The organism is Aeribacillus sp. FSL K6-1305 (assembly GCF_038050115.1).
GTDB classification, from domain to species: domain Bacteria; phylum Bacillota; class Bacilli; order Bacillales; family Aeribacillaceae; genus Aeribacillus; species Aeribacillus composti.
The window spans coordinates 1,279,576-1,300,506 of record NZ_JBBOQV010000001.1; the positions used below are offsets into that span (position 1 = coordinate 1,279,576).

The following is a 20,931-nucleotide window of genomic DNA, read 5'->3' on the forward strand; positions in this document are numbered from 1 at the left end:
CTTCACCCACTTTGACGAAACAGCCTTTTTAATTCTTGCTTCCAATCCCACTTTATCATTGGCTGGGATGAATGAATTTTTTTTCGGATAAAAAAACGATCGTTTATTCCGCAATTGTCGCAGCAAATCGAAACCTTTGTTGAAGGTTTTTCCTGAAAATAGCTTAAAATCATGTTCCGCCTGCATGCTTTTGCTCGTAAAAATGCTTCCATGTCGGCTAATTTTTTAAATTTCATTTTCATTCGATCTTCAATCTTGCTCCATACATAATTTACGATCTGATCAGTCGTCCAATGATACATGTTTTCATCCAACATTTGGAAATTATATTGTAAAAATCTCCTCTGTACATCAGACAAGCCGAAGCTGCTCCACTCTTCATCTGTTAAATCAAAGCATCCCTTTAACCGAATCGTTTTAACAATCAACTCAATCTCTTTTTTTTCAGGAAATTCAGAACGTATTATCGACCGGGGAAACTCCTCGTCACCCTTTGCTACAAGTGCAATTGCAATGCTTTGGTTTCCATCTCTTCCTGCCCGGCCTATTTCTTGTACGTATGATTCCATGTCAGCAGGATAATGGAAATGGATGACAAATCGAACGTCTTTTTTGTTTATTCCCATTCCAAAAGCATTTGTCGCCGTTATAACCGAAAGTTCGTCATTTAAAAATTGCTGTTGAATCAACATTCTATCTTCATATTCCATTCCGCCATGATAATAAGCCGCATTTGTCATTCCCTTTTGTTCAATCCATCTGGCAAGCTCTTCCGCCCACTTTCTTGTGGAGCAATAAATGATACCCGGCCCTTCTAACATTTTCAGCCATTCGGCTAATCGCTCCAATTTTTCCTCTTGGCTGCTTACGGCTTCAACATTAATGGCAACGTTTTGCCTGTCAATAGAATGAATATGAAATGTTGCATCGGTTAAATGCAAGCATTTCGCGATATCGTTCAGCACTTCTTTAGTGGCTGTGGCGGTCATCGCCAAACAAGGGGGAGAACCGATCATCTCCCTTACCTTTCCGAGCTTTAAATAGTCAGGCCGAAAATCATGTCCCCACTGTGAAATGCAATGCGCTTCATCGACGACAAATAAAGATATTTGGATTTGCGCCAATGCATCCAATAGCCTTTTTGATTTAAACATTTCAGGCGATAAAAATATAAATTTGTAACGGTGCAATTGCCGGAAAGCTTTTTCTTTTTCATATCGGGTTAAAAAGCTGTTTAATGCAATGACTCTTTTTTCTCCAAACATTTTCATCTGCTGTTCCTGGTCTTGCATGAGCGACAATAGCGGAGACACTATTAATACAGCACCTTGTAAACAATAGCCAGAAAGCTGATAGCACAATGATTTTCCACCGCCTGTCTGAAGCATGGCAACTACGTCATGTCCGCTAATAACATCTTCAATTATTTCCTTTTGGCCTGTTTTAAAGCTTGAATAACCGAATTTTTCCTTCAGCAAAGTAAAAAGATCTTTCGTCATTGCCATCTCCTTATTGCAGCCATTGCCAGCCGAATTTGAAAATAGCTGTATTGATCTTGAAGATATTCTTTAACTTTTTTCAGCTTGTTTGTTTGCAGCTTTTCAATCGCTTGCCCGATTTTGACCACATCTTCTTTGCTTACATAAGGTTCGAAGGCAAAATCGTGCATGTTTAAAGCAATCTCAACAATATGGTCCTCAATCGTATTTCTTTTAAGCTTTCGGACTGCTGCAATTTCATCAATGCCCAACCCCTCCGCCAACAAGCGGTACGTTTTTTCCGCCGATGCGGTTAGCGGGTGTTTTTTTATCAAATCTCTTAAAAGACCGAATAATATCGGATATTGATCAGAACGTTTTTGCAATTCGTTCACCATTTGAATGACGGCAGCTTGAAACATAAGCTTCAAATAAAAAGGATCTTCATTCGCAGCTGCTGCAAGCTGTTCAAAGGTGATTCCATTTTTTTTAAAGCCGGACAAACGATTGACAACTAAGATAGCTCCCTTTTCATCTAAACATTCAAGCAAACGGTTCATTTCCAAAAACGTTCGATTTCCGATATTTTTCTTTGTCTCTTTCATCTGTAATATGTATGTTTTGACAAAATGCAACAGCTGACCATTATTTGTTATAGGTAAAAATTTCGAATGGTTATAAACTAGATGGGAAACCGTTTGAACAAATAAAGATAAACGCTGCCAAAAAATTTTTCCTATATCATTGTAGGTGGCCCCATCCAGCTTATCAGGAAACGGTTTTTCTGACAAAAATTCTTGCAGCACCCGTTCGCCGTTCATTGTGACCATATAAAACTCGCCTTTTACTTGTTTGACATATGACAGCTGAACCAATCTGTTTAACAAGTGATTATATTCTTCAAGCTCGAGCTCACGGCAAATGCCAAATAAGTTCGATAAATGAAAAATAATGCTATCTTGAATCGTTTGAGAAGATTTTTTTCCTTTTAATAAATGAAAAACAGCTGCTTTCGATCGCTCGCATTTGAGCTGTTGAAAACAATAAAGGATGATTCCTTCCAAATAAGAGAGAGGCATTTGATCACCTTAAAAATTGAAACCTTCTGTTCAATCCTTATTTTATCAAAATTTATCCAATAATTGTCGAAAAATATATAATGAATGATTTGATTTAAGTAAGTTTATCGAAATACTATGACATTTCATCTTTTTTTATTGAAATGTTTAATATTCCATCTTACAATAATTATGTGGTATTCTGATTATTATATAAAACATTCTGAAGTGGAAGATAAATGTTTCTTTCTCTTTTATGACTTCTACTCATTTCATTTATACAGGAGGTTAGACAATGCCAAAATATACAATCGTTGACAAAGAAACATGCATTGCATGTGGTGCATGTGGGGCAGCAGCGCCAGATATTTATGATTATGACGACGAAGGAATCGCATACGTTATTCTAGATGATAACCAAGGGACGGTTGAAGTTCCAGAAGTTTTAGAAGATGATTTAATGGATGCTTTTGAAGGTTGCCCAACAGATTCCATTAAAATTGCCGATGAACCCTTTGACGGCGATCCTTTAAAATTTGAATAGCTGTTTCATCAGCTTTAAAAGAACAACCCCCACGGAAAAACGAATTTCTGTGGGGGTTTTGTGTATCATAATTCGGAGCACCGTGATGATGCGAAAACATCATAACGGCTGATCTCCGCTTTTTTGCTCGCATATAAATTTATGCATTTTGCACGTTAAATTTATGTTGAAGCCATTCTTTGATTCTGCCGTAAATCATTAAAAAGACAATGGCAATAATTGTTCCTTTAATGAGGTTAAAAGGCAAAATCCCGGCAATAATGACTTGCTTCACTTCTGCAATCGACATTTGCGGCATATTTAAAAACAGTGTATATGCCGGCAAAATGAAATAATAGTTCAATAAGCTCATGGCTACTGACATCGAAATGGTCCCGGCAGCTAAACCGAAAAGAACCCCTTTCATCGAACGAATTTTTTGAAACACGAATGCAAACGGCAAAAGGAAAAACAATCCAGCCAAGAAATTTGCCAACTGATCAATCGGAACTCCTGTCGCGCTTCCTTGAATGATGTAATGAAGCGTATTTTTAATCGCTTCTACAGCCAATCCTGCAATCGGCCCTAATAAAATCGTCGCCAGCATAGCAGGAATTTCGCTGAAATCAATTTTTAAAAATGCCGGAAGTCCCGGAAGCGGAAAGTTAAGAGCCATAAGCAAGTAGGAAATCCCGCTCAACATTCCTACAAAAACAAGTTTAAATGCCTTTGTTTTTAACACAGTCCTTCTCTCCTTTTCTTTCTGTGATCCATCTTGAAAAGAAGGAAGGGTCCATCTCCTGCTTCAATAAAAAAACCCTCTACATTGACGCAGAGGGAGAATTGTAAGCAGGTCAAAATAAACGTTTCAATGATCATATTTTTTGAAACGCCTGAACCCTCATCTTCTCCCATCCAGACTATACTGTCGGCTCTGGATTCTCACCAGATCCACCGTAAAGGAAAAACACCTTTACGGGTCACGGGCTAAAAAAGCTTAAAAGCTTTTATCACCGCCGGTCGGGAATTTCACCCTGCCCCGAAGATGAATCCATATTTTTTTATCTTCATTATATACAATAATAAAAAAAAAAGAAACTTATTTTATTTCATTGTCTTTTTTCTACAATTGCCAATATTTTTTACATCCTCTATAATAAAAAGGCATACATAATAAAGGAGGATTTTGTCGATGGCAAACAATAAAGTTGTCGAAGCTTTTATTGAAATTCCGACAGGAAGCCAAAACAAATATGAATATGACAAGGAAAAAGGCGTTTTTAAACTAGACCGAGTTCTTTATTCGCCTATGTTTTACCCTGCAGAGTACGGTTATTTAGAAAATACTTTAGCACTTGACGGAGATCCTCTTGACATTCTCGTAATCGTCACCAATCCGACTTTCCCTGGATGCGTCATAGAATCGCGTGTCATTGGCTATTTAAACATGATCGACAGCGGTGAAGAAGATGCAAAATTAATCGGCGTTCCTGTAGATGATCCTCGTTTTGATCATGTTCAATCGATTGAAGATCTGCCGGAGCACAAATTAAAAGAAATTGCCCATTTCTTTGAACGTTACAAAGATTTGGAAGGAAAACGAACAGAGATCGGCAGCTGGGAAGGACCTGAAGCAGCGGCAAAACTAATTGACGAATGTATCGCACGATACAATGAATCTAACAATTAAACAAAAAAGAGAGCTGTTTCTTCAGAAGCAACTCTCTTTTTCCCTTTTTACACACAGTAAACGTTTTCAAACTGTAAAGTTTTGAACCTTGACAACATAGACCAGTTAAGATAAAATAATCAGAAATTTTGTTTTCATTTTTAATTCGTTCACTAGGGGGATCTTAGAAAATGTTTCATGTTCTTGTTTCTGACTCAATATCAAGCGATGGATTAGCACCATTATTGAACGATGAAAACATCAATGTCGTTCAGAAAAAAGTAAGTGAAGTTGACGACCTGGAAAAATATGATGCTCTGCTCGTCCGCAGTGCAACGAAAGTAACAGAAGAACTGCTTCAAAAAATGACAAATTTAAAAATTGTTGCAAGAGCAGGCGTCGGAGTCGATAATATCGATGTTGAAGCAGCGACAAAATACGGAGTTGTCGTGATTAATGCACCTGACGGAAATACGATTTCAACTGCCGAGCATACATTTGCCATGATGGCATCGCTTGTTCGTCATATTCCACAAGCAAATGTTTCCGTTAAATCAGGTGAATGGAACCGCTCCGCCTTTCTCGGTACTGAGCTATACGGCAAAAGCTTAGGAATCATCGGTTTAGGACGAATCGGCAGCGAAATTGCCAAAAGAGCAAAAGCTTTTGGAATGAACGTCTTAGTGTTTGATCCATTTTTAACAAAAGACCGGGCGCAAAAATTGGGAGTAAACAGCTGCAAGCTCGATGAAGTTTTAGCGCAAGCTGATATCATTACTGTTCATACACCATTGACAAAAGAAACAAGAGGTTTATTAGGAAAGGAAAATATCGGAAAAACGAAAAAAGGAGTTTATTTATTAAACTGCGCCCGGGGCGGCATCATCGATGAAGAAGCATTAATTCATTATTTAGAAATTGGACATGTGAAAGGCGTTGCACTTGATGTATTTGAAGTCGAGCCTCCAGTAAATCGGAAGCTGCTTGATTTTGAACAGGTCATTGCTACACCGCATCTTGGAGCATCAACGAAAGAGGCCCAATTAAACGTTGCCTCTCAAGTTGCTGAAGAAGTATTAAAATTTTTAAATGGAAAACCTGTTACAAATTCTATTAATCTACCAACATTAACAAAAGATATATTTGACAAAATACAGCCGTTTTATAAATTGGCCAAAAAATTGGGTCAGCTTGCTTCTCAATACATGAAAGAACCTGTTCAACATATCGGAATCGTTTACGAAGGAACGGTTGCTGAACTCGAAACATCTTTTATTACGAAAGCATTTCTTGCTGGATTTTTAGGAGAACGGGTTGATTCAACTGTTAACGAAGTGAATGCTGGCCTCATCGCCAAAGAACGCGGCATCAGCTTCAGCGAAAAAATTGCTTCAAACGGTTCTGGATATGCAAATTGCATCGCTGTTCAAGTAGATGGAGATCATCGGACTTTTTCCGTAAAAGCAACGTATATTCCAAACTACGGTGAACGAATTGTTGATTTAAACGGTTTCGATATCGATTTTTACCCGGCAGGGGAAGTATTATATGTAGAACACATCGATAAACCAGGTGTTATTGGACGCGTCGGAAAAGTACTGGGCGACCATGGCGTAAACATCGCAACAATGCAGGTTGGACGTAAAAACATCGGCGGCGAAGCAATCATGGTTTTAACTTGTGATAAACTGATTGATGATCAGCTTATTGAAGCGTTAGTCCAGTTCGATGACATCGTTTCTGCCAAAACTATTCATTTATAATATTTAAAGGTGCTGGGAGGGCTTATCTCTCCTGGCTCCTCTGTTTTTAATCCTCCCAAAAACAAAAGACCGATGAAAAGCCCCATAATTAGGGCAATACCCAGCCTCCGCATTAAATCCAGCATCCGTTCATCCTCCTTTCCTCCTTTCGTACATTCTCAATATTTATGATGGTGTCTTTATGTTTAGACCTATTTCCGTTCCTTTTGCTATGCATCAACTTTCAGGTCAATAAAATTAGGCGAAAAAGGCACTTCCACCGGTTTTGAAATATCAATATTTCCGATTTTTTTCGCATCAAAGCCTTCGAACTTCACTTTCTTAAAGCCGAATTCTTTCGCTGTCATTAAAATCGCTTCCAGCATAACTTCAGTATGCTCTGTGTTTTTCATTTTTGAAGCATTTTCAAAAGTGACCGTAAGCAGCTCATCATCCTTTTTCAATTGCTTAATTTTAACGGAATTATTAATGGAAGGTTCAAGCCCGTCTTCCTTACCTTTTTGCATGGCATTCATTGCATCTTCAATTGTTTCATATTCATTTTTTGATGGAACGAGCAAAGGATTGCTGCTATTTTTAGGAAAAAACAAGAAATAGGCTTTTTTCAGCAGCTTCTTTATTTGAAATTCGGAAACAAAATGCTCAGAAGGAACATGCTGCTTTTCATTTGTAAATAAGCGCACCTTTTTATAATTTTGCCACCGAAATGTTTCTTTTAATACTTCTTTAAAATTTTGTTCATTATGGAAACGGTCTTTTATATTCAATTTTTCAAAATTTATGATCACCTCGTCACTTCGGCTTTTGCTTTCATAAATGTCTGCATCTTGAAAGGCAAAAGCTGAAAGATTGAAACGTTTCACATCGATCTTGTTTAAGACGTCATTTATTTGCTTGACGGCAGGCTCGAATTGATTTCCTTTAAAGCTTAGAGGAACGACATGCTGTTTGCTTTCATCTAAAAGCCCTACTGTGATAATTTGTTCAGTTGAAGAATTTGGAACTATGGAACGATACTTCGGCGAAGCCTCCATCGTTTGACTTTCGGTTAAATGACTGTTTCCTGCGTTTTCGGCCTTTTTGTTGTATGAATATTGGGTTTGTTCATTTTTGCTGTTGCTTAGCGGAAAAACTACAAAAGTGACGGCTGCTGTCAAAGCAACAATCGAAGCTGATGGAACAATGAATTTCAATATTGTTCTTTTTCTTTTTTTCTCGGTAATATTGTTCCAAATCTCGAATGAACTGCGGGAATCTTCTACTTTTGGAAACTCGCTTATCCATTTTTTGATTTGTTCATCGCTCCACAGAGAGTTTTTCACTTGAAACTACCTCCTGTTCTGTCATAGCTCCCTGATCTTTCGTGACACCTTGTTCTTTCATAGCTTTATCTATATAATTTTTTAACACTTTTAAAGCCCGATGCTGGGTTGTTTTGACTTTGCTTTCCGTCCACCCCAACACCTCGGCTGTTTCTGCAACAGATAATTCTTTTATAAACCGTAAAATTAAAACGGTTCTTTGATTCACATTACAGTCATTCATTGCTTTGTATAACATCTGTATTTCTTCTCGTTGTAAAGCTATTTCTTCCGGGAGGGGCTCTTGATCCGCAATTTGTGCTTGATCTAAATCAAATTTTTCCATTATTCGCTGACGGAGAGTTTTTTGCTTTCGAAAAAAATCAATCGCCACATGCCGAGCAATGGAAAATAACCATGTTTTTTCACTGCTTCGTCCTTCAAAGCTCGAGTATGATTTTAAAACTTTTATATACACTTCATGCACCAAATCTTCCGCTTGTTCCCGATCCTTCACCAAATAATATAAAAACTGAAAAATATCTTGATGATACTTTTCGTATAATCTTTGAAACGATTCATCCATGCACATACCCTCCGTTTAAAATATTTGTCGAAAGAGACGCATGACATGTTACAAACAAAAAAGAAAGGGTCTTATAAAAGAGACCCTCGGTGTCAATTTTTTTTGCTATTATGTGTCCGGAACACCTTCCCGCTTCGTTCGTATTCGACATCCTTCACGTTTAGGCGGTAATTTACAACCCGAGCAGCAGCGAATAAATAATCAGACAGACGGTTCATGTAAATGAGGACCGGATGATGAATTTTAACCTCTTTCATTAAAGAAACGATTAAACGCTCTGCTCTTCTGGCAACTGTTCTCGCAATATGTAAAACGCTGGCCGCCTCCGTTCCTCCGGGCAAAATAAATTTTTCTAATGCAGGAGCTTCTTCCACATAATGATCGATTCGTTCCTCTAAAAAACGAATCATATCCTCCGTCGTTTTAAACGGATGTTTTTGCTTTTCGTACACAACCGCTATGTCAGATCCGCAATCAAACAAATGATGCTGAATTTTTTCAAGCTCTTCGTAAATATCTTGAAACGCTTTATCTGTTAAAAACGTCCTTGCATAGCCTATGTAAGCGTTCAATTCATCAATCGTTCCGTAAGCTTCCACCCTTGGATCATCTTTATCGACGCGCGCACCAATAACGTTCGTCTGTCCTTGATCCCCTGTACGCGTATATAAATTCATTGCCAAACCTCCCTTCTGTTACGTGTGAAACAATAAAGATCGGCAAATTTTTACGATGTTTGCGGCAATAGTACGGTAAATGTCGTTCCAACATTTAATTTGCTGTGAACTTGTATTACCCCTTTATGGGCATCAACAATATTTTTCGCAATGGCAAGCCCCAGACCCGTACCTGCTCTTCCACGCGTTCTCGCTTTGTCAGCTTTATAAAAGCGTTCAAACACAAACGGCAGATCTTCTTCACTGATTCCGCTTCCTGAGTCCTGAACATCTATTTTTAAACCATTGCTTTCTGAAATAATTACTTTTACAAATCCTTGTGCACTCGTATGGCGGATGGCATTGTCAATTAAATTGGTCAGTACTTGCTCAATGCGGTCCGGATCAAACGAAAAGGAATCCATTTGAACATTCAGCAAATATTCGAGGTGAATCTGTTTTTCTTTTGCAATGCCTTGAAATTTGCGAATAATTTTTTCAATAAAAGGCTTCAATTTGACATCTTGTATATTTAAGGAAATATGTCCTGCCTCCATTCTGGCCAAATCCAATAAATCATTCACCAATCGGCCCATTCGCAATGATTCGTCATAAATAACCTGAACAATCTCCTTCCGCTCCTTTTCGCTTCCTGCAATGTCATCGCGAAGAGCTTCGCTGTATCCTTGCAGCATGGCAATAGGCGTCCGCAGCTCGTGGGACACATTGGCAATAAAATCAATTCTTAATTTGTCGAGACGTCTTTCCTCCGTTATATCGCGCAATACAACGACCGCTCCTCGAACACGATTTTGATTATAAAGAGAGCTCATGATCACTCCCCATGTTCTGCCTTGCAAAGTAATCTCAGTAACCTGCTCGCGGTGAGTCGTCGTCACTCGTTTAAACAGCTCTTCAATAGCCGGCGGAAGCTCATGTTCCTTTTTCGGATTCATTCCGTTTTCATAATACCATGCCTGCAAAAAACGTTCAGCAGGAGGATTTGTGACTAAAATCGTTCCATCGATATTTAACGTAATGACACCGTCGGCCATGCTGCTTAAAATGTTTGAAAGCTGTTCTTTTTCTTGCCGCAAAGCGTTAATATGGAATTTCACCTGCCGGCCCATTTGGTTAAAGGCAACAGCTAATTCACCAATTTCATCGCTTGTCAGCTTTGGAACTTTCGTATCAAATTTTCCATTCGCCACTTCAATTGCGACTTCTCTCATTTTTCGGAGCGGATAGGTAATGCGGGTTGATAAAAAAAAGGCAAAAACGGTCGTTAATATAATAGCTATAAATGCTGCCATAAAAATATATTTAGTTGTTTGTTTTGTTGTTTCATTAATGGCAGACAAAGATTGTACGACAAATATCGCTCCAGATTGATAAGGCACTCCGACGATCATCATTTCATTGTTGAATTTATTGTGATCATTCGTTTGCGGAAAGCTTTTTACAAGGCTGATTTTTTCTTGATCTTCCAATACTTTTGACAGTTCTTTCTCACTGATGATTTCATTTAATGAATATTGAGCGACACCCGCCCCGTCATTTTGCTTTTGCCAATATGTTTTTCCACCATCAACGATATACACACTTGTTAGTTTATCAGAAAGTTCAGTTGCGATGGAGCCGGCTAATGGTGTATTTTGATGATTTTCCATAATAATGGCTGCTTTATTGGCAAGCTGGGTCAATTTTTGCTCGGCATCTTTTATATGATAATTTTCCATAAACTCGAGCAGCAAAATGGTTAAAATCGACAGAACCACTATCACAAGAAATAAAATGGTCATCCAAAGCTTGCCAACAACGCTTCTCCAAAATTTCATTCTTCAACGACCTCGAATTTATAGCCGACACCCCAAACAGTCACGATCATTTTGGCGGCTTCAGGCGAAACTTTGTTTAATTTTTCCCTAAGTCTTTTCACATGAGTGTCAACTGTTCGTAAATCTCCAAAAAATTCGTAATGCCATACTTCCTTCAGCAGCTTTTCCCGGTCGTATACTTTATCAGGAGTTTTTGCCAAAAAATAAAGCAGCTCGTACTCTTTCGGGGTTAAGTTGACTTCCTTGCCGTCGGCCGTCACGCGATGAGCATCATGATCGATTGTTAAGTGCGGGAAAACGATCACATTTTTCGCCGATGAATCGGTTTTTAAATAGCTTGTTTGTGACGCCCTTCTTAAAATCGCTTTCACACGCAAAACAACCTCTCTCGGGCTGAACGGTTTTACAATATAATCGTCCACACCGACCTCAAACCCTTGAACACGGTTTACCTCCTCTCCTTTTGCTGTCAGCATAATGACAGGAGTGGCTTTCTTTTCTCTCAGCTGCTTGCACACTTCGATTCCGTCAATTCCGGGCATCATAATATCCAGAATAATCAAATCATAATCGGCACAAAGAGCCTTTTCAAGCGCTTCATCACCATTTTCCGCCTCATCTATTTGATAATTTTCCCTTTCTAAGTACATTTTCAAAAGCCTGCGAATTCTTTCTTCATCATCTACCACTAAAATCGTTACATCCTGGTTCTCTGACATATTTTATTCCTCCCTTGATCAGGTTAAAAAAGAGCTGACTCAAATGATAATGATCCAAATTCCAGCATGTATCATGAGTCAGCCAATCCGTTTATGCATATGAATGTAAACCAGCTATCACAAGGTTTACAAAAATTAAATTAAACATGATGATCGCAAATCCGATAACCGCAAGCCATGCTGATTTTTCTCCATGCCATCCTCTCGAAAGCCGTAAGTGAAGATATGCCGCGTAAAACAGCCAAGTGATCAATGCCCAAACCTCTTTCGGATCCCAGCCCCAAAATCGGGTCCAAGCGATCTGCGCCCAAATCATGGCAAATATTAAAGCACCTAGTGTAAATACTGGGAATCCAATCGCTACTGAACGGTAGCCAATTTCATCCACCACATCCAAATTTAAATTTTTCACTAAAGGCTGCAACGCTGCAGAAATACGCTTTCTCAATATTAGGCGGATCACTCCGTATAAAATCAGTCCTACAAATGTGGACCATAAAACAGTGTTCACCTTTCTGGCCGATAAAATCGCCGGCAATTCCACAAAGCCTGCAAGCCGATCTTTTGTCAACAATTCTCCTTCGTGCGGCGCAACGAGAGCAGGCAAATGAAATTCCATTTCCGCCTCTTGTCCATTTTTATCGATCCATTTAAACACTGATTCATAATCCATTGCTCGGAACACGGTTGTGACAATGACAAATGCTAGTGTTGTGACTAATACAAACATGACAAATTCAAGCCAAAACGTCTTTTTTGTTGCTTTTGATTGATCCACAACCTTTGTTAAATACAGGACTCCGGCTACAAAGCTGATCGCCAAAATAGCTTGTCCGGCAGCAGCTGTTGTTACATGGATTTTCAGCCAATCGCTTTGAAGAGCTGGTATTAAAGGGCTGATTTCTGTCGGAAACATGCTGGCATATGCAATCAATAAAAGTGCAACTGGCAATGTAAATAAGCCAAGTGCAGACAGCTTATAAATAAAATAAATAATGATAAATGCTCCTACTAGCATCATACCAAAGAATGTCGTGAATTCAAATAAGTTCGAAACCGGGGCATGTCCAGCAGCGATCCATCTCGTAACGAAGTATCCCAGTTGAGACAAAAAACCGAGGATCGCCGCCGCAATGCCTAATCGCGCCCATCTATTCGTTTTTTCATCCTTTCCTCTTTTGTCACGGATGGAACCGCCAAAAAAGAATGTTCCTATTAAATACAAAATAAACGCAATGTATAATAAAGTGCTGCTAAGTTCAGCCACAAACTTCCCCTCCTTCATGAGGTTCTATTCTTTTAATTGTTTTTGGTCAACAGGCTTTTGAATTTCAGTATCGCGCAAAATGATGTCCAATTCATTTTTTAATCCAAACCAGTTTTTGTTTGTATGCCCCGCCAGCATGATTTTGCCGTTATCCGCTTTCAGCCATATGCGGCGATGCTGCCAGTACAATCCTTGAATTAAGCCTATCATAAAAATGGCTCCGCCGACACCGAGCACCCATAAAGTTAAATCTTTTCTTACAACTAGACCCGTTAAGTTTTTCGTTTCAATTCCTGAAAATTTCATTTTGTATTTGTTATTCTCGTTAGGTTCAATCGTTTGCTGGATGGCAACGAAACTCGTTTCTCCCTTCGGTCTGTCAGGTGCAATCATTTTAAAAACAAATGCCGGGTTGTTTGGCACTCTCGACCGCGTGGCTGGATTGCCTTCGTCATCAAAATAAAAATCTGGAAGATAGCTAGCAATTTCAACAGCATAGCCGTTTCCTAAATCATATTTCTTTTCTGGATTTAAGAGGTCAATGACAACTTTCCCGAAGCTTTTCCCCGATTTTTTATCGATAAGATCAAACGTCATTTTATTTAACTCATTCAGCTTGTAATTCACTTGATAGACAGCATAAGAATCAAATTTCAACGGTTCGTTGACGCGAATGCTGAAGTCTTTTACCTCTTTTAATTTTGGTTCTTCACCCGGCAGGCTGTCTCCCTGCTTTTTATAAAGCGTCACATTTGATTGGAAGTTTTTAGCTACGCTTCCATCGCCGACACGGTCAATCGCTTCCTGAAACACATCTTTTTCTTTTTCCTTTTGATAAGTTTCCAAAATGAATTGATGATGCTTCAAATAATACTCGCCATTTGTCCCGGGTATTTCTTTCGTTTCCCCTTCTCTTAACCAGAGAACCTCATCCACATACATCCCCGGGAAAAAGCGGAGCATGGCTCCAATTAAAAAAATAATCAATCCGATATGATTGACATACGGACCCCATCTGGAAAATCGATTTTTCTCTGCCAAAATGTTTCCATTTTCTTCTCGAATGCGATAACGGCGCGCTGTTAAATTTTTTTTAACTTGTTCTACATTTTTTTCAATATTGTCCACATATGATTCGCTAAAAAGGCGCTGTCTTTTCAAAAAAGACTCGTGCCGAGACACACCTTGATTTTTCAAGGCACGATAAAGTGGAATAACCCGGTCAAGCGAGCAAATCACAAGCGATATTCCAATCGATGCGATCAAGGTCATATACCACCAAGAACCGTATAGGCGGTGGAAGCCTAATTGATAATAAAGCTGGCCTAAAATTCCATATTCATCTTTATAAAATTGCTCTGGCGTTACGTTGGAAGGTATGTACAATTCTTGCGGAAAAATCGTTCCGATTGCTGATGCGATCAGCGTTATCACAATCAGCCAGACTCCAACTTTAACAGAAGAGAAAAAATTCCATACTTTATCGACGATCGTTTTATTATATGTTTGAGAACGTCTGGCGCTTCCGTCATAACGCATATCATGAAGTTTTTCCGAATTGCCTTCGCCCTCTGCTGCCAAGGCCCGTCCGCAATTTTCACACAGCACAGTACCGAACGGATTTACATGACCGCATTCACATTTCACATGATTCATGTTGAAAACTCCCTAACTATGGTTTTATCATTTCCATGTAATCTCGAACTTCCCGTTCCGTCATTGGTGCAGTAATGATTTTGACAACCTTCCCGTTCTTATCGATGAGAAACGTAGTAGGCAGCGGATCTACATCATATGCATGAAGCACCTGCTGATTTTTGTCAATGACAATCGGGAAATTGAGTCCGTATTTTTCCGCAAATTTTTCCACTACTAATTTTGATTCGCCATCGTTGACAGCTAAAACTTCCACGCCTAAATTTTTATAGTGCTGATATTGTCTTTCAATGTAAGGCATTTCACGTTCACAAGGTTTGCACCACGTTCCCCAGAAATTGAGAAATACCCCTTTTCCTCTATAATCGGAAAATTGATGCTTTTTTCCTTCTAAATCAGTAAGAACAAAATCAGGCGCAGCTGATCCGACTTTCACTTTTTCTTTGCTCATAAAAAAATTTGAATAGAGTGTATATCCAAGAGCACCTAATAAAATAACAAGAATAATCGAGCGAGTAATGAGTCGCCTTTTTTTCATCGTGTGTACTCCCTTTGTTTTTCATTCGCTTGTTATTATATCATTGAATTTCCGTTCATTCAGAAAAATAATTTTGACGTTTATGTGACATAAAAACGTGTAAGCCCCTAAAGCAGTACATTGTTTGCAACGTTTTGTCGGTACAAATGCGAAAGCTTAACCGATTTTAGGCTAAACTCTCGCATGCTTGCCGTGCTGGGCCAGCGCCCGCAATCTCTTCACCTCGTGGGGAGTAATTTCGCGGAACGCACCCGGATTGAGCCCTTTTAAATCTAAAAATGCGTACCGTTCTCTTTTCAGCTTCAGCACAGGATAGCCGATTTTATCAAACATTCTTCTAATTTGCCGGTTTCTTCCTTCATGAATGGTAATTTCGATTATACACGTTTTTTTTCTTTTATCTAAAGAAAGCATTTTGACTTTTGCTGGTTTTGTCATTCCATCCTCCAGCATGATCCCTTGCTCCAGTTGTTTTAATTCTTTCCTTTCTGGAATTCCTTTAACTTTCGCTACATACACTTTATCAATTTCATATCGTGGATGCATTAACAAATTAGCAAAATCGCCATCGTTTGTCAGGATTAGAAGGCCTGAAGTATCATAATCAAGTCTGCCGACCGGAAAGATGCGCTGCTCAAAATCTCGAAAGTAATCGGTGACGACTTTTCTCCCTTTTTCATCTTTCACGCTCGAAATAACTCCCCTAGGCTTATAAAACAAAATATAAATCGGTTCTTCCCTTTCTACCGGAATCCCGTTTACCTCCACCTTGTCCTCGTCAGATACTTTTGTTCCGAGCTCTGTTACAACTTGTCCATTTACAGTAACTTTTCCGTCCAAAATTAATTGCTCCGCTTTTCTTCTTGAAGCAATTCCCGAACGCGCTATCACCTTTTGCAAACGTTCCATTGATCTCACCTCTCTAAAAATATTACCTTTTTTCGGTCTGGTTACACAAGATGAACGCATTTATTTTTTTGCAAATAAAAAAGCTAAGCTCATTAAAGCTTAACCGAAAAGGAGCGTAACAATTATTATGGAAGAAAGGATGGCTGCAAAATCCGCCAGCAGCCCAACCTTTATCGCATCGCCCATTCGCTTGATCCCAACAGCACCGAAATATACTGTAATGATATACAAAGTCGTGTCTGTGCTCCCTTGCATGGTGGCTGCCAGTCGGCCGATCAACGAATCCGCTCCATGCATTGAAATTAAATCGCTCATAATTCCTAACGAAGCTGTTCCAGAGATGGGCCGAATTAACGCCAGCGGAACAATTTCCGCCGGGACGTGGATAGCTTGAAACATCGGTTTTAACAGGTCCATAAAAAAATCGAGAGCCCCTGAAGCGCGAAAAACAGACACTGCCACGAGCATGCCGACAAGATACGGAATAATGGAAAAAGAAATTTCGATTCCTTCTTTTCCACCTTCAACAAACGCTTCATAAGTTGGAATGCGTTTAAAAGTCCCGTACAACAAAATAAAACCGATGATCAATGGGATCAGCCATATCGAAACAGCACTAATGAACACCATCGTTATTCTCCTTTTCTTTTTCGTAAATAGTAAAAATAGCGGTCAATCATAATAGCGGCTATGGTAGCAAAGAAAGTCGACAGAAGCGTTGGCACGACAATATCAGTCGGATTATGCGAACCGTATGTCATTCGTATAGAAATTACAGTTGTTGGAACAAGAGTCAATCCAGTTGTATTTAATGCTAGAAAGGTGATCATGCTTCTGGACGCCTGGTCTTTATTTTTGTTCAATTTTTTCAACTGCTCCATCGCCTTAATTCCCAACGGTGTAGCTGCGTTTCCTAGCCCAAACATATTAGCGAGCAAGTTTGACAGCATGTAGCCCATCGCAGGATGCTCAGGGGGAACATCAGGAAAAATTCTCCTCATCAGCGGTTTGAACAGATTCCCTAGCTTTTCTAACAGACCGCTTTTCTCAGCAATATTCATTAAGCCTAACCAAAATACAAGCACGCTGATGAAGCCAAAGGCAATGGTGACACCCTCTTTTGCACCTGAAAAGACGGCTTTATTCACTTCCTCCATTGTTCCGTTGAACATTGCAAATACGACGCCGATCAAAGTTAAGGCAACCCAAATAATATGAATCATGCGGAAACACCCAGCATATCAAAAAATAGATCGATCATCTTTCCAAACCAGCCATGCGGAGGCTCTACATCACCGTTTTCAAAATAGATCGGCACTTCTTCAATCGTTTCGCCATCGAGCAACACTCTCAATGTTCCTACTTTTTCTGGAACCTTTTCAGGATGGTTCTTCCACGAAGCCTTCGGTTTTGCTAGGAATAAACGGATGTTTATTTTGTTTTTTTCTTCCTCCATCAGCGGATAAACAATGTCGCGATTAATGAAGATGCGGTCTTTGTAAAACTTGTTGTCAATGGCAAGGTATCCTTCTTTTTTGATCGTCACTTGATCATATTCGCTGAACGCGCTGTTAAACATGGACATATGGTCGTTCCAATCATCGGGAGCATTTAGCGTAACAGCAATTAAATGTAAATCATCTTTTTCCGCAGTGGAGACTAATGTTCTATTTGCCCTCTTTGTGTACCCGGTTTTACCGCCTGTACAATATTCATATAAATTTAAAAGTTTGTTTTTATTTTTCCACTGAAATCCGTCTTTTTTATAAACTTTTGTTCCAAATATTTTGCGGAACGTTTCATTCTCCATGGCGTATTTCGTTAAAAGAGCCATATCATATGCGGTAGAATAGTGGTTTTCGTGATCATCCAAACCGTGCGGGTTGGCAAATTCAGTATTTGTCATGCCGATTTCCTTCGCCTTTTCGTTCATCATAAATACGAAACCATCTAAACTGCCTCCGACAAATTCAGCAATCGCCACCGCAGCGTCATTTCCGGACCTTAGCATAAGACCATAAACCAAATCTTCCAGCTTCACCTTTTGCTTCTGCTTAAGATATATGGAAGACCCTTCAGTTCGGACAGCGCGGTCACTGACAGTCACATTTTGATCCATTTTTCCTGATTCAATTGCTAAAATCGCCGTCATGATTTTCGTAATGCTTGCAATGCGCATTTTTTTATGTGGGTTTTTTTCAAAAAGGATCCGGCCGCTCTCCTGATCCATTAATATGGCGCTTTCTGCACTAACTTCAATCGTATGAGTTGCATGAGCTGTCGGGATAAAAAAATGGCCTATCAATATAAAAAGAATGAATACATTAATACGTGATGTCCATTTGTTCATTAATGCTTTCACGTCCCTTTATTCGATTCGTTTTGTACAAGTTTATGCAAAGAAGACAACCGTATGAACGGAATTTGAAAGAATGTGAAATAAAAATAAGTCTCAGACTGCCGCCTGAGACGACTTACAAGTTATTTAATTTTTCAAAGAATAAATCTGCCTCTTCTTGAATAAAATGCTCTTCATTCTCGATCTCTGTCAATGAAGGCAATTCTTCGATCGTTTTTAATCCGAAATATTCAAGAAACTCTTTTGTCGTTCCGTATAAAATAGCTCTTCCCACTCCCTCTTCTCTGCCGACTTCTTGAATAAGCCCTTTCGCTAAAAGGGTCCGGATCGGCCTTTCTGACTTTACCCCTCTAATTTCTTCTATTTCAATCCGGGTAATCGGCTGTTTATAAGCGATAATGGCCAATGTTTCAAGCGCAGCCTGAGAGAGTGATTGGTTCATAGAAGTTTCCATCAGCCGCTTTAAATATGGTGCATGCTCCTTTTTGGTTGTGAGCTGGTAAACCCCTGCTACTTCTACAAGGTCGATCCCCCGTTCTTTTTTTTGGTATTCCTCTTTTAAATCTTCAATAATGCTTAAAACCGTTGCTTCGTCAATTTCAAGAACGGAAGTTAATTGCTTGATGGAAAGGCCTTCGTCTCCAGCCGCAAATAAGAGCCCTTCCAAAATGGATTTCCATTCAATAATCCCTAAACTCATGCAGCTTTTCACTCCCGTAAATATAAATTTCTGAAAAATTATGTTCTTGTTCTACATGAACGTATTCATTTTTCATCAGCTGAAGCAAAGCTAAAAAAGTCACGACCATATAATCCTTCCTGTCAGCTGGAAAGAAATCGTGAAACTCCTTTTTCTTTTTCGATGCCTTCAGCTCCATGATCATTTCCTTCATTCGTTTTTCGATCGGGATTTCTTCTTTTGCTACGGTTCGTTCGATTGGCTTTTCAATTTTTTTTCGTTTTAGCATTTTTTGAAAGGCAGCGATCATATCATAAACCGTTACGTTTCCTTTTTGCAAAATCGGCTCTTTTTCCTCCAAATATTCGCTCAAGTCGCTTGGAGGCTTCGTATAGACAAGCGCCCGTTCACTTTCCAGTTCTTTCAGCTTTACTGCCGCTTCTTTATATTTCTTGTATTCAATTAAACGGGTAACAAGCTCATCTCTCGGATCGGACTGCTCTTCTTCGATGATTTCCTCGTCTGACCACTCTTCCTCCTGTCTTGGAAGGAGCATTTTGCTTTTAATCGACAATAATGTGGCTGCCATCACTAAATATTCACTGGCAACATCCAGCTCAAGCTCCTGCATCGTGTGAATATATTCCATATACTGTTCTGTTATTTCGCTGACAGGGATATCATATATATCAATTTCTAAACGATGAATTAAATGCAAAAGCAAATCTAACGGACCTTCAAAAGCTTCTAACTTTACTAGATACATTACCTGATCATCACCCTCGATAAATGGCTAATTTTTAGTATAGACCAATAGAAAAATACATCCAATACTCTTTTTCAACAAAGCTCATTTTTGTTTATTTTTAAATCAGGCATGAATACTTTCTTTTTTGCAGCCATTTTCATAAACTATAACATATATAGTAGAAAAAAGGAGTTTTCTCAATATGTACCCACCTGAATATATTGAGTTTTTATATCATTTTCATTGTGACCGGGATTATTTTGAATGTCATGAAATTTTAGAAGAATTGTGGAAAAAAGATCCTAAAGAAGAGAGAAAACAAATCTGGGTCGGGCTCATACAAATTGCCGTTAGCTTTTATCATTACAGGAGAAAAAATTTCAATGGTGCTGAACGGATGATGAAAAATGCTATTCGCATTTTAAAAAATGAAACGGCGTCTCTTAACAAACTCGGTTTGGATGATGAACAGCTCTTACATATTTTACAAGACACTTTTGGTCGAATTCAAAAAAGAGAACCATATAAAAGCATTCAGCTGCCGATTTTTGATCAAAACCTTTACGAAATTTGCTTAACAACGGCAAAGGAACGAGGAAAAACGTTCGGTAAGCCTAGCGATATTTCAAACGTTTTTTTAATACATAAACATAAAACAAGGGATCGAACGGACATCATTGAGGAGAGATTGAAAAATTGGCATAAAAAAAGAAAAAGAAGAGAGTGATCAGCTCTCTTCTTTTTCCAATTGTTCATGGTCGCATTTTTCAAAAAAGGATTGAATTTGTTCGCTAGGAATAACATGTTTATCTTTATATAGCTCTTTTACGGCATTGATCATTTTTTTGCCGATTCCTTCATGACGATGGGACGGGTTTACGCAAATATGCTGAATTTCCACTATTCCTTTATCTTTCAATTCAACGCCGATCACTCCGATAACATCTTCTTCCTTCCATAAGAAAAGCTGCCAATTTTCGTCATTTTCATACGTTTTCATCGTTTGCTGGAGCTGCTTTAAATCCTTTTCACTCGGCATAAAGGAAAGAAGCCCCATCGCAATTTTTTCAAAAGCTTTCTTATATCGAACTAACATGCTGGATCCCTCGTTAATATATAACATTCTTTCAAGAAAGATTTTATGGGCAACTAGTGTTGAATCCCATTTATCATATTGCTCTTAA

The 20,931-nt window shown here is 38.9% G+C and carries 23 protein-coding genes and 1 riboswitch; of the genes, 4 read left to right on the forward strand and 19 right to left on the reverse strand.

The genetic code is table 11. The features are described 5' to 3' along the window. Nucleotides 1–2: 2 nt before the first annotated feature. Nucleotides 3–1,499, reverse strand: coding sequence for a RecQ family ATP-dependent DNA helicase (locus NST97_RS06105; protein WP_341343034.1), 1,497 nt, complete (start codon nucleotides 1,497–1,499; stop codon nucleotides 3–5). Next, nucleotides 1,496–2,557: a helix-turn-helix domain-containing protein gene (locus NST97_RS06110; protein WP_339196747.1), complete on the reverse strand. Its 1,062-nt coding sequence runs from the start codon at nucleotides 2,555–2,557 to the stop codon at nucleotides 1,496–1,498. Before NST97_RS06110 ends, NST97_RS06105 begins: the two co-directional genes overlap by 4 nt. Before the next feature lie 274 nt (nucleotides 2,558–2,831). On the opposite strand from NST97_RS06110, the gene NST97_RS06115 reads away from it, so the two are divergent. Beyond that, nucleotides 2,832–3,080, forward strand: a complete 249-nt coding sequence (locus NST97_RS06115; RefSeq protein ID WP_063388618.1) for a ferredoxin — start codon at nucleotides 2,832–2,834, stop codon at nucleotides 3,078–3,080. Nucleotides 3,081–3,219: 139 nt separating this feature from the next. Here NST97_RS06115 and NST97_RS06120 read toward each other — a convergent pair whose 3' ends face one another. Further along, nucleotides 3,220–3,801 carry an ECF transporter S component gene (locus NST97_RS06120; RefSeq protein WP_094246150.1) on the reverse strand — a complete coding sequence of 194 codons (582 nt, stop codon included), beginning with the start codon at nucleotides 3,799–3,801 and terminating at the stop codon, nucleotides 3,220–3,222. Nucleotides 3,802–3,958: 157 nt separating this feature from the next. Next, nucleotides 3,959–4,110: riboswitch (FMN riboswitch) on the reverse strand. A gap of 141 nt (nucleotides 4,111–4,251) precedes the next feature. On the opposite strand from NST97_RS06120, the gene NST97_RS06125 reads away from it, so the two are divergent. Continuing rightward, nucleotides 4,252–4,749, forward strand: a complete 498-nt coding sequence (locus NST97_RS06125; protein WP_063388619.1) for an inorganic diphosphatase — start codon at nucleotides 4,252–4,254, stop codon at nucleotides 4,747–4,749. A 170-nt stretch (nucleotides 4,750–4,919) separates the two neighbouring features. Next, the gene (serA, locus tag NST97_RS06130) at nucleotides 4,920–6,491 is read left to right on the forward strand and encodes a phosphoglycerate dehydrogenase (protein WP_066247685.1); all 1,572 of its coding nucleotides are present in this window, start codon (nucleotides 4,920–4,922) and stop codon (nucleotides 6,489–6,491) included. Here the strand turns inward: serA and NST97_RS06135 are convergent. The 15 genes from NST97_RS06135 to NST97_RS06205 form a co-directional block, all read right to left on the reverse strand. Continuing rightward, a complete protein-coding gene (locus NST97_RS06135) occupies nucleotides 6,482–6,616 on the reverse strand; it encodes a hypothetical protein (protein ID WP_261308724.1) in 135 nt (44 codons plus the stop codon). The genes serA and NST97_RS06135 overlap by 10 nt on opposite strands. 84 nt (nucleotides 6,617–6,700) lie before the next feature. After that, entirely contained in the window at nucleotides 6,701–7,813 is a 1,113-nt protein-coding gene (locus tag NST97_RS06140; RefSeq protein ID WP_063388621.1) for a GerMN domain-containing protein, read from the reverse strand. Next, nucleotides 7,788–8,378 (reverse strand): RNA polymerase sigma factor SigX, encoded by a 591-nt coding sequence (gene sigX / locus NST97_RS06145; RefSeq protein WP_094246152.1) that lies wholly within the window; start codon nucleotides 8,376–8,378, stop codon nucleotides 7,788–7,790. Before sigX ends, NST97_RS06140 begins: the two co-directional genes overlap by 26 nt. Before the next feature lie 92 nt (nucleotides 8,379–8,470). Beyond that, nucleotides 8,471–9,055, reverse strand: coding sequence for a cob(I)yrinic acid a,c-diamide adenosyltransferase (locus NST97_RS06150; RefSeq protein WP_341343035.1), 585 nt, complete (start codon nucleotides 9,053–9,055; stop codon nucleotides 8,471–8,473). A 50-nt stretch (nucleotides 9,056–9,105) separates the two neighbouring features. Next, nucleotides 9,106–10,872 carry an ATP-binding protein gene (locus NST97_RS06155; RefSeq protein ID WP_327855885.1) on the reverse strand — a complete coding sequence of 589 codons (1,767 nt, stop codon included), beginning with the start codon at nucleotides 10,870–10,872 and terminating at the stop codon, nucleotides 9,106–9,108. Beyond that, entirely contained in the window at nucleotides 10,869–11,591 is a 723-nt protein-coding gene (locus tag NST97_RS06160; RefSeq protein WP_341343036.1) for a response regulator transcription factor, read from the reverse strand. Before NST97_RS06160 ends, NST97_RS06155 begins: the two co-directional genes overlap by 4 nt. A 91-nt stretch (nucleotides 11,592–11,682) precedes the next feature. Continuing rightward, nucleotides 11,683–12,858, reverse strand: coding sequence for a c-type cytochrome biogenesis protein CcsB (gene ccsB, locus NST97_RS06165; protein ID WP_144598193.1), 1,176 nt, complete (start codon nucleotides 12,856–12,858; stop codon nucleotides 11,683–11,685). A 24-nt stretch (nucleotides 12,859–12,882) separates the two neighbouring features. Then, nucleotides 12,883–14,514 (reverse strand): cytochrome c biogenesis protein ResB, encoded by a 1,632-nt coding sequence (gene resB / locus NST97_RS06170; protein ID WP_063388627.1) that lies wholly within the window; start codon nucleotides 14,512–14,514, stop codon nucleotides 12,883–12,885. Between the two features lie 16 nt (nucleotides 14,515–14,530). Beyond that, nucleotides 14,531–15,052 (reverse strand): thiol-disulfide oxidoreductase ResA, encoded by a 522-nt coding sequence (gene resA, locus NST97_RS06175; protein ID WP_341343037.1) that lies wholly within the window; start codon nucleotides 15,050–15,052, stop codon nucleotides 14,531–14,533. Between the two features lie 171 nt (nucleotides 15,053–15,223). After that, nucleotides 15,224–15,961: a pseudouridine synthase gene (locus NST97_RS06180; RefSeq protein ID WP_063388629.1), complete on the reverse strand. Its 738-nt coding sequence runs from the start codon at nucleotides 15,959–15,961 to the stop codon at nucleotides 15,224–15,226. 99 nt (nucleotides 15,962–16,060) lie between these two features. After that, the gene (locus tag NST97_RS06185; protein ID WP_063388630.1) at nucleotides 16,061–16,591 is read right to left on the reverse strand and encodes a spore maturation protein; all 531 of its coding nucleotides are present in this window, start codon (nucleotides 16,589–16,591) and stop codon (nucleotides 16,061–16,063) included. A 2-nt stretch (nucleotides 16,592–16,593) separates the two neighbouring features. Continuing rightward, nucleotides 16,594–17,184 (reverse strand): nucleoside recognition domain-containing protein, encoded by a 591-nt coding sequence (locus tag NST97_RS06190; RefSeq protein ID WP_063388631.1) that lies wholly within the window; start codon nucleotides 17,182–17,184, stop codon nucleotides 16,594–16,596. Then, the gene (locus NST97_RS06195) at nucleotides 17,181–18,311 is read right to left on the reverse strand and encodes a D-alanyl-D-alanine carboxypeptidase family protein (RefSeq protein ID WP_066247679.1); all 1,131 of its coding nucleotides are present in this window, start codon (nucleotides 18,309–18,311) and stop codon (nucleotides 17,181–17,183) included. The genes NST97_RS06190 and NST97_RS06195 overlap by 4 nt, the downstream gene beginning before the upstream one ends. 124 nt (nucleotides 18,312–18,435) lie before the next feature. After that, nucleotides 18,436–19,020, reverse strand: coding sequence for an SMC-Scp complex subunit ScpB (scpB, locus tag NST97_RS06200; RefSeq protein ID WP_341343038.1), 585 nt, complete (start codon nucleotides 19,018–19,020; stop codon nucleotides 18,436–18,438). Next, nucleotides 19,001–19,765, reverse strand: a complete 765-nt coding sequence (locus NST97_RS06205) for a segregation/condensation protein A (RefSeq protein ID WP_063388634.1) — start codon at nucleotides 19,763–19,765, stop codon at nucleotides 19,001–19,003. Before NST97_RS06205 ends, scpB begins: the two co-directional genes overlap by 20 nt. A 184-nt stretch (nucleotides 19,766–19,949) precedes the next feature. Here NST97_RS06205 and NST97_RS06210 point away from each other — a divergent pair, with 184 nt between their 5' ends. After that, nucleotides 19,950–20,474, forward strand: coding sequence for a DUF309 domain-containing protein (locus NST97_RS06210; RefSeq protein WP_340881781.1), 525 nt, complete (start codon nucleotides 19,950–19,952; stop codon nucleotides 20,472–20,474). Here the strand turns inward: NST97_RS06210 and NST97_RS06215 are convergent, their stop codons facing one another. Further along, nucleotides 20,475–20,843 carry a GNAT family N-acetyltransferase gene (locus NST97_RS06215; RefSeq protein ID WP_063388636.1) on the reverse strand — a complete coding sequence of 123 codons (369 nt, stop codon included), beginning with the start codon at nucleotides 20,841–20,843 and terminating at the stop codon, nucleotides 20,475–20,477. Between the last annotated feature and the right edge of the window lie 88 nt (nucleotides 20,844–20,931).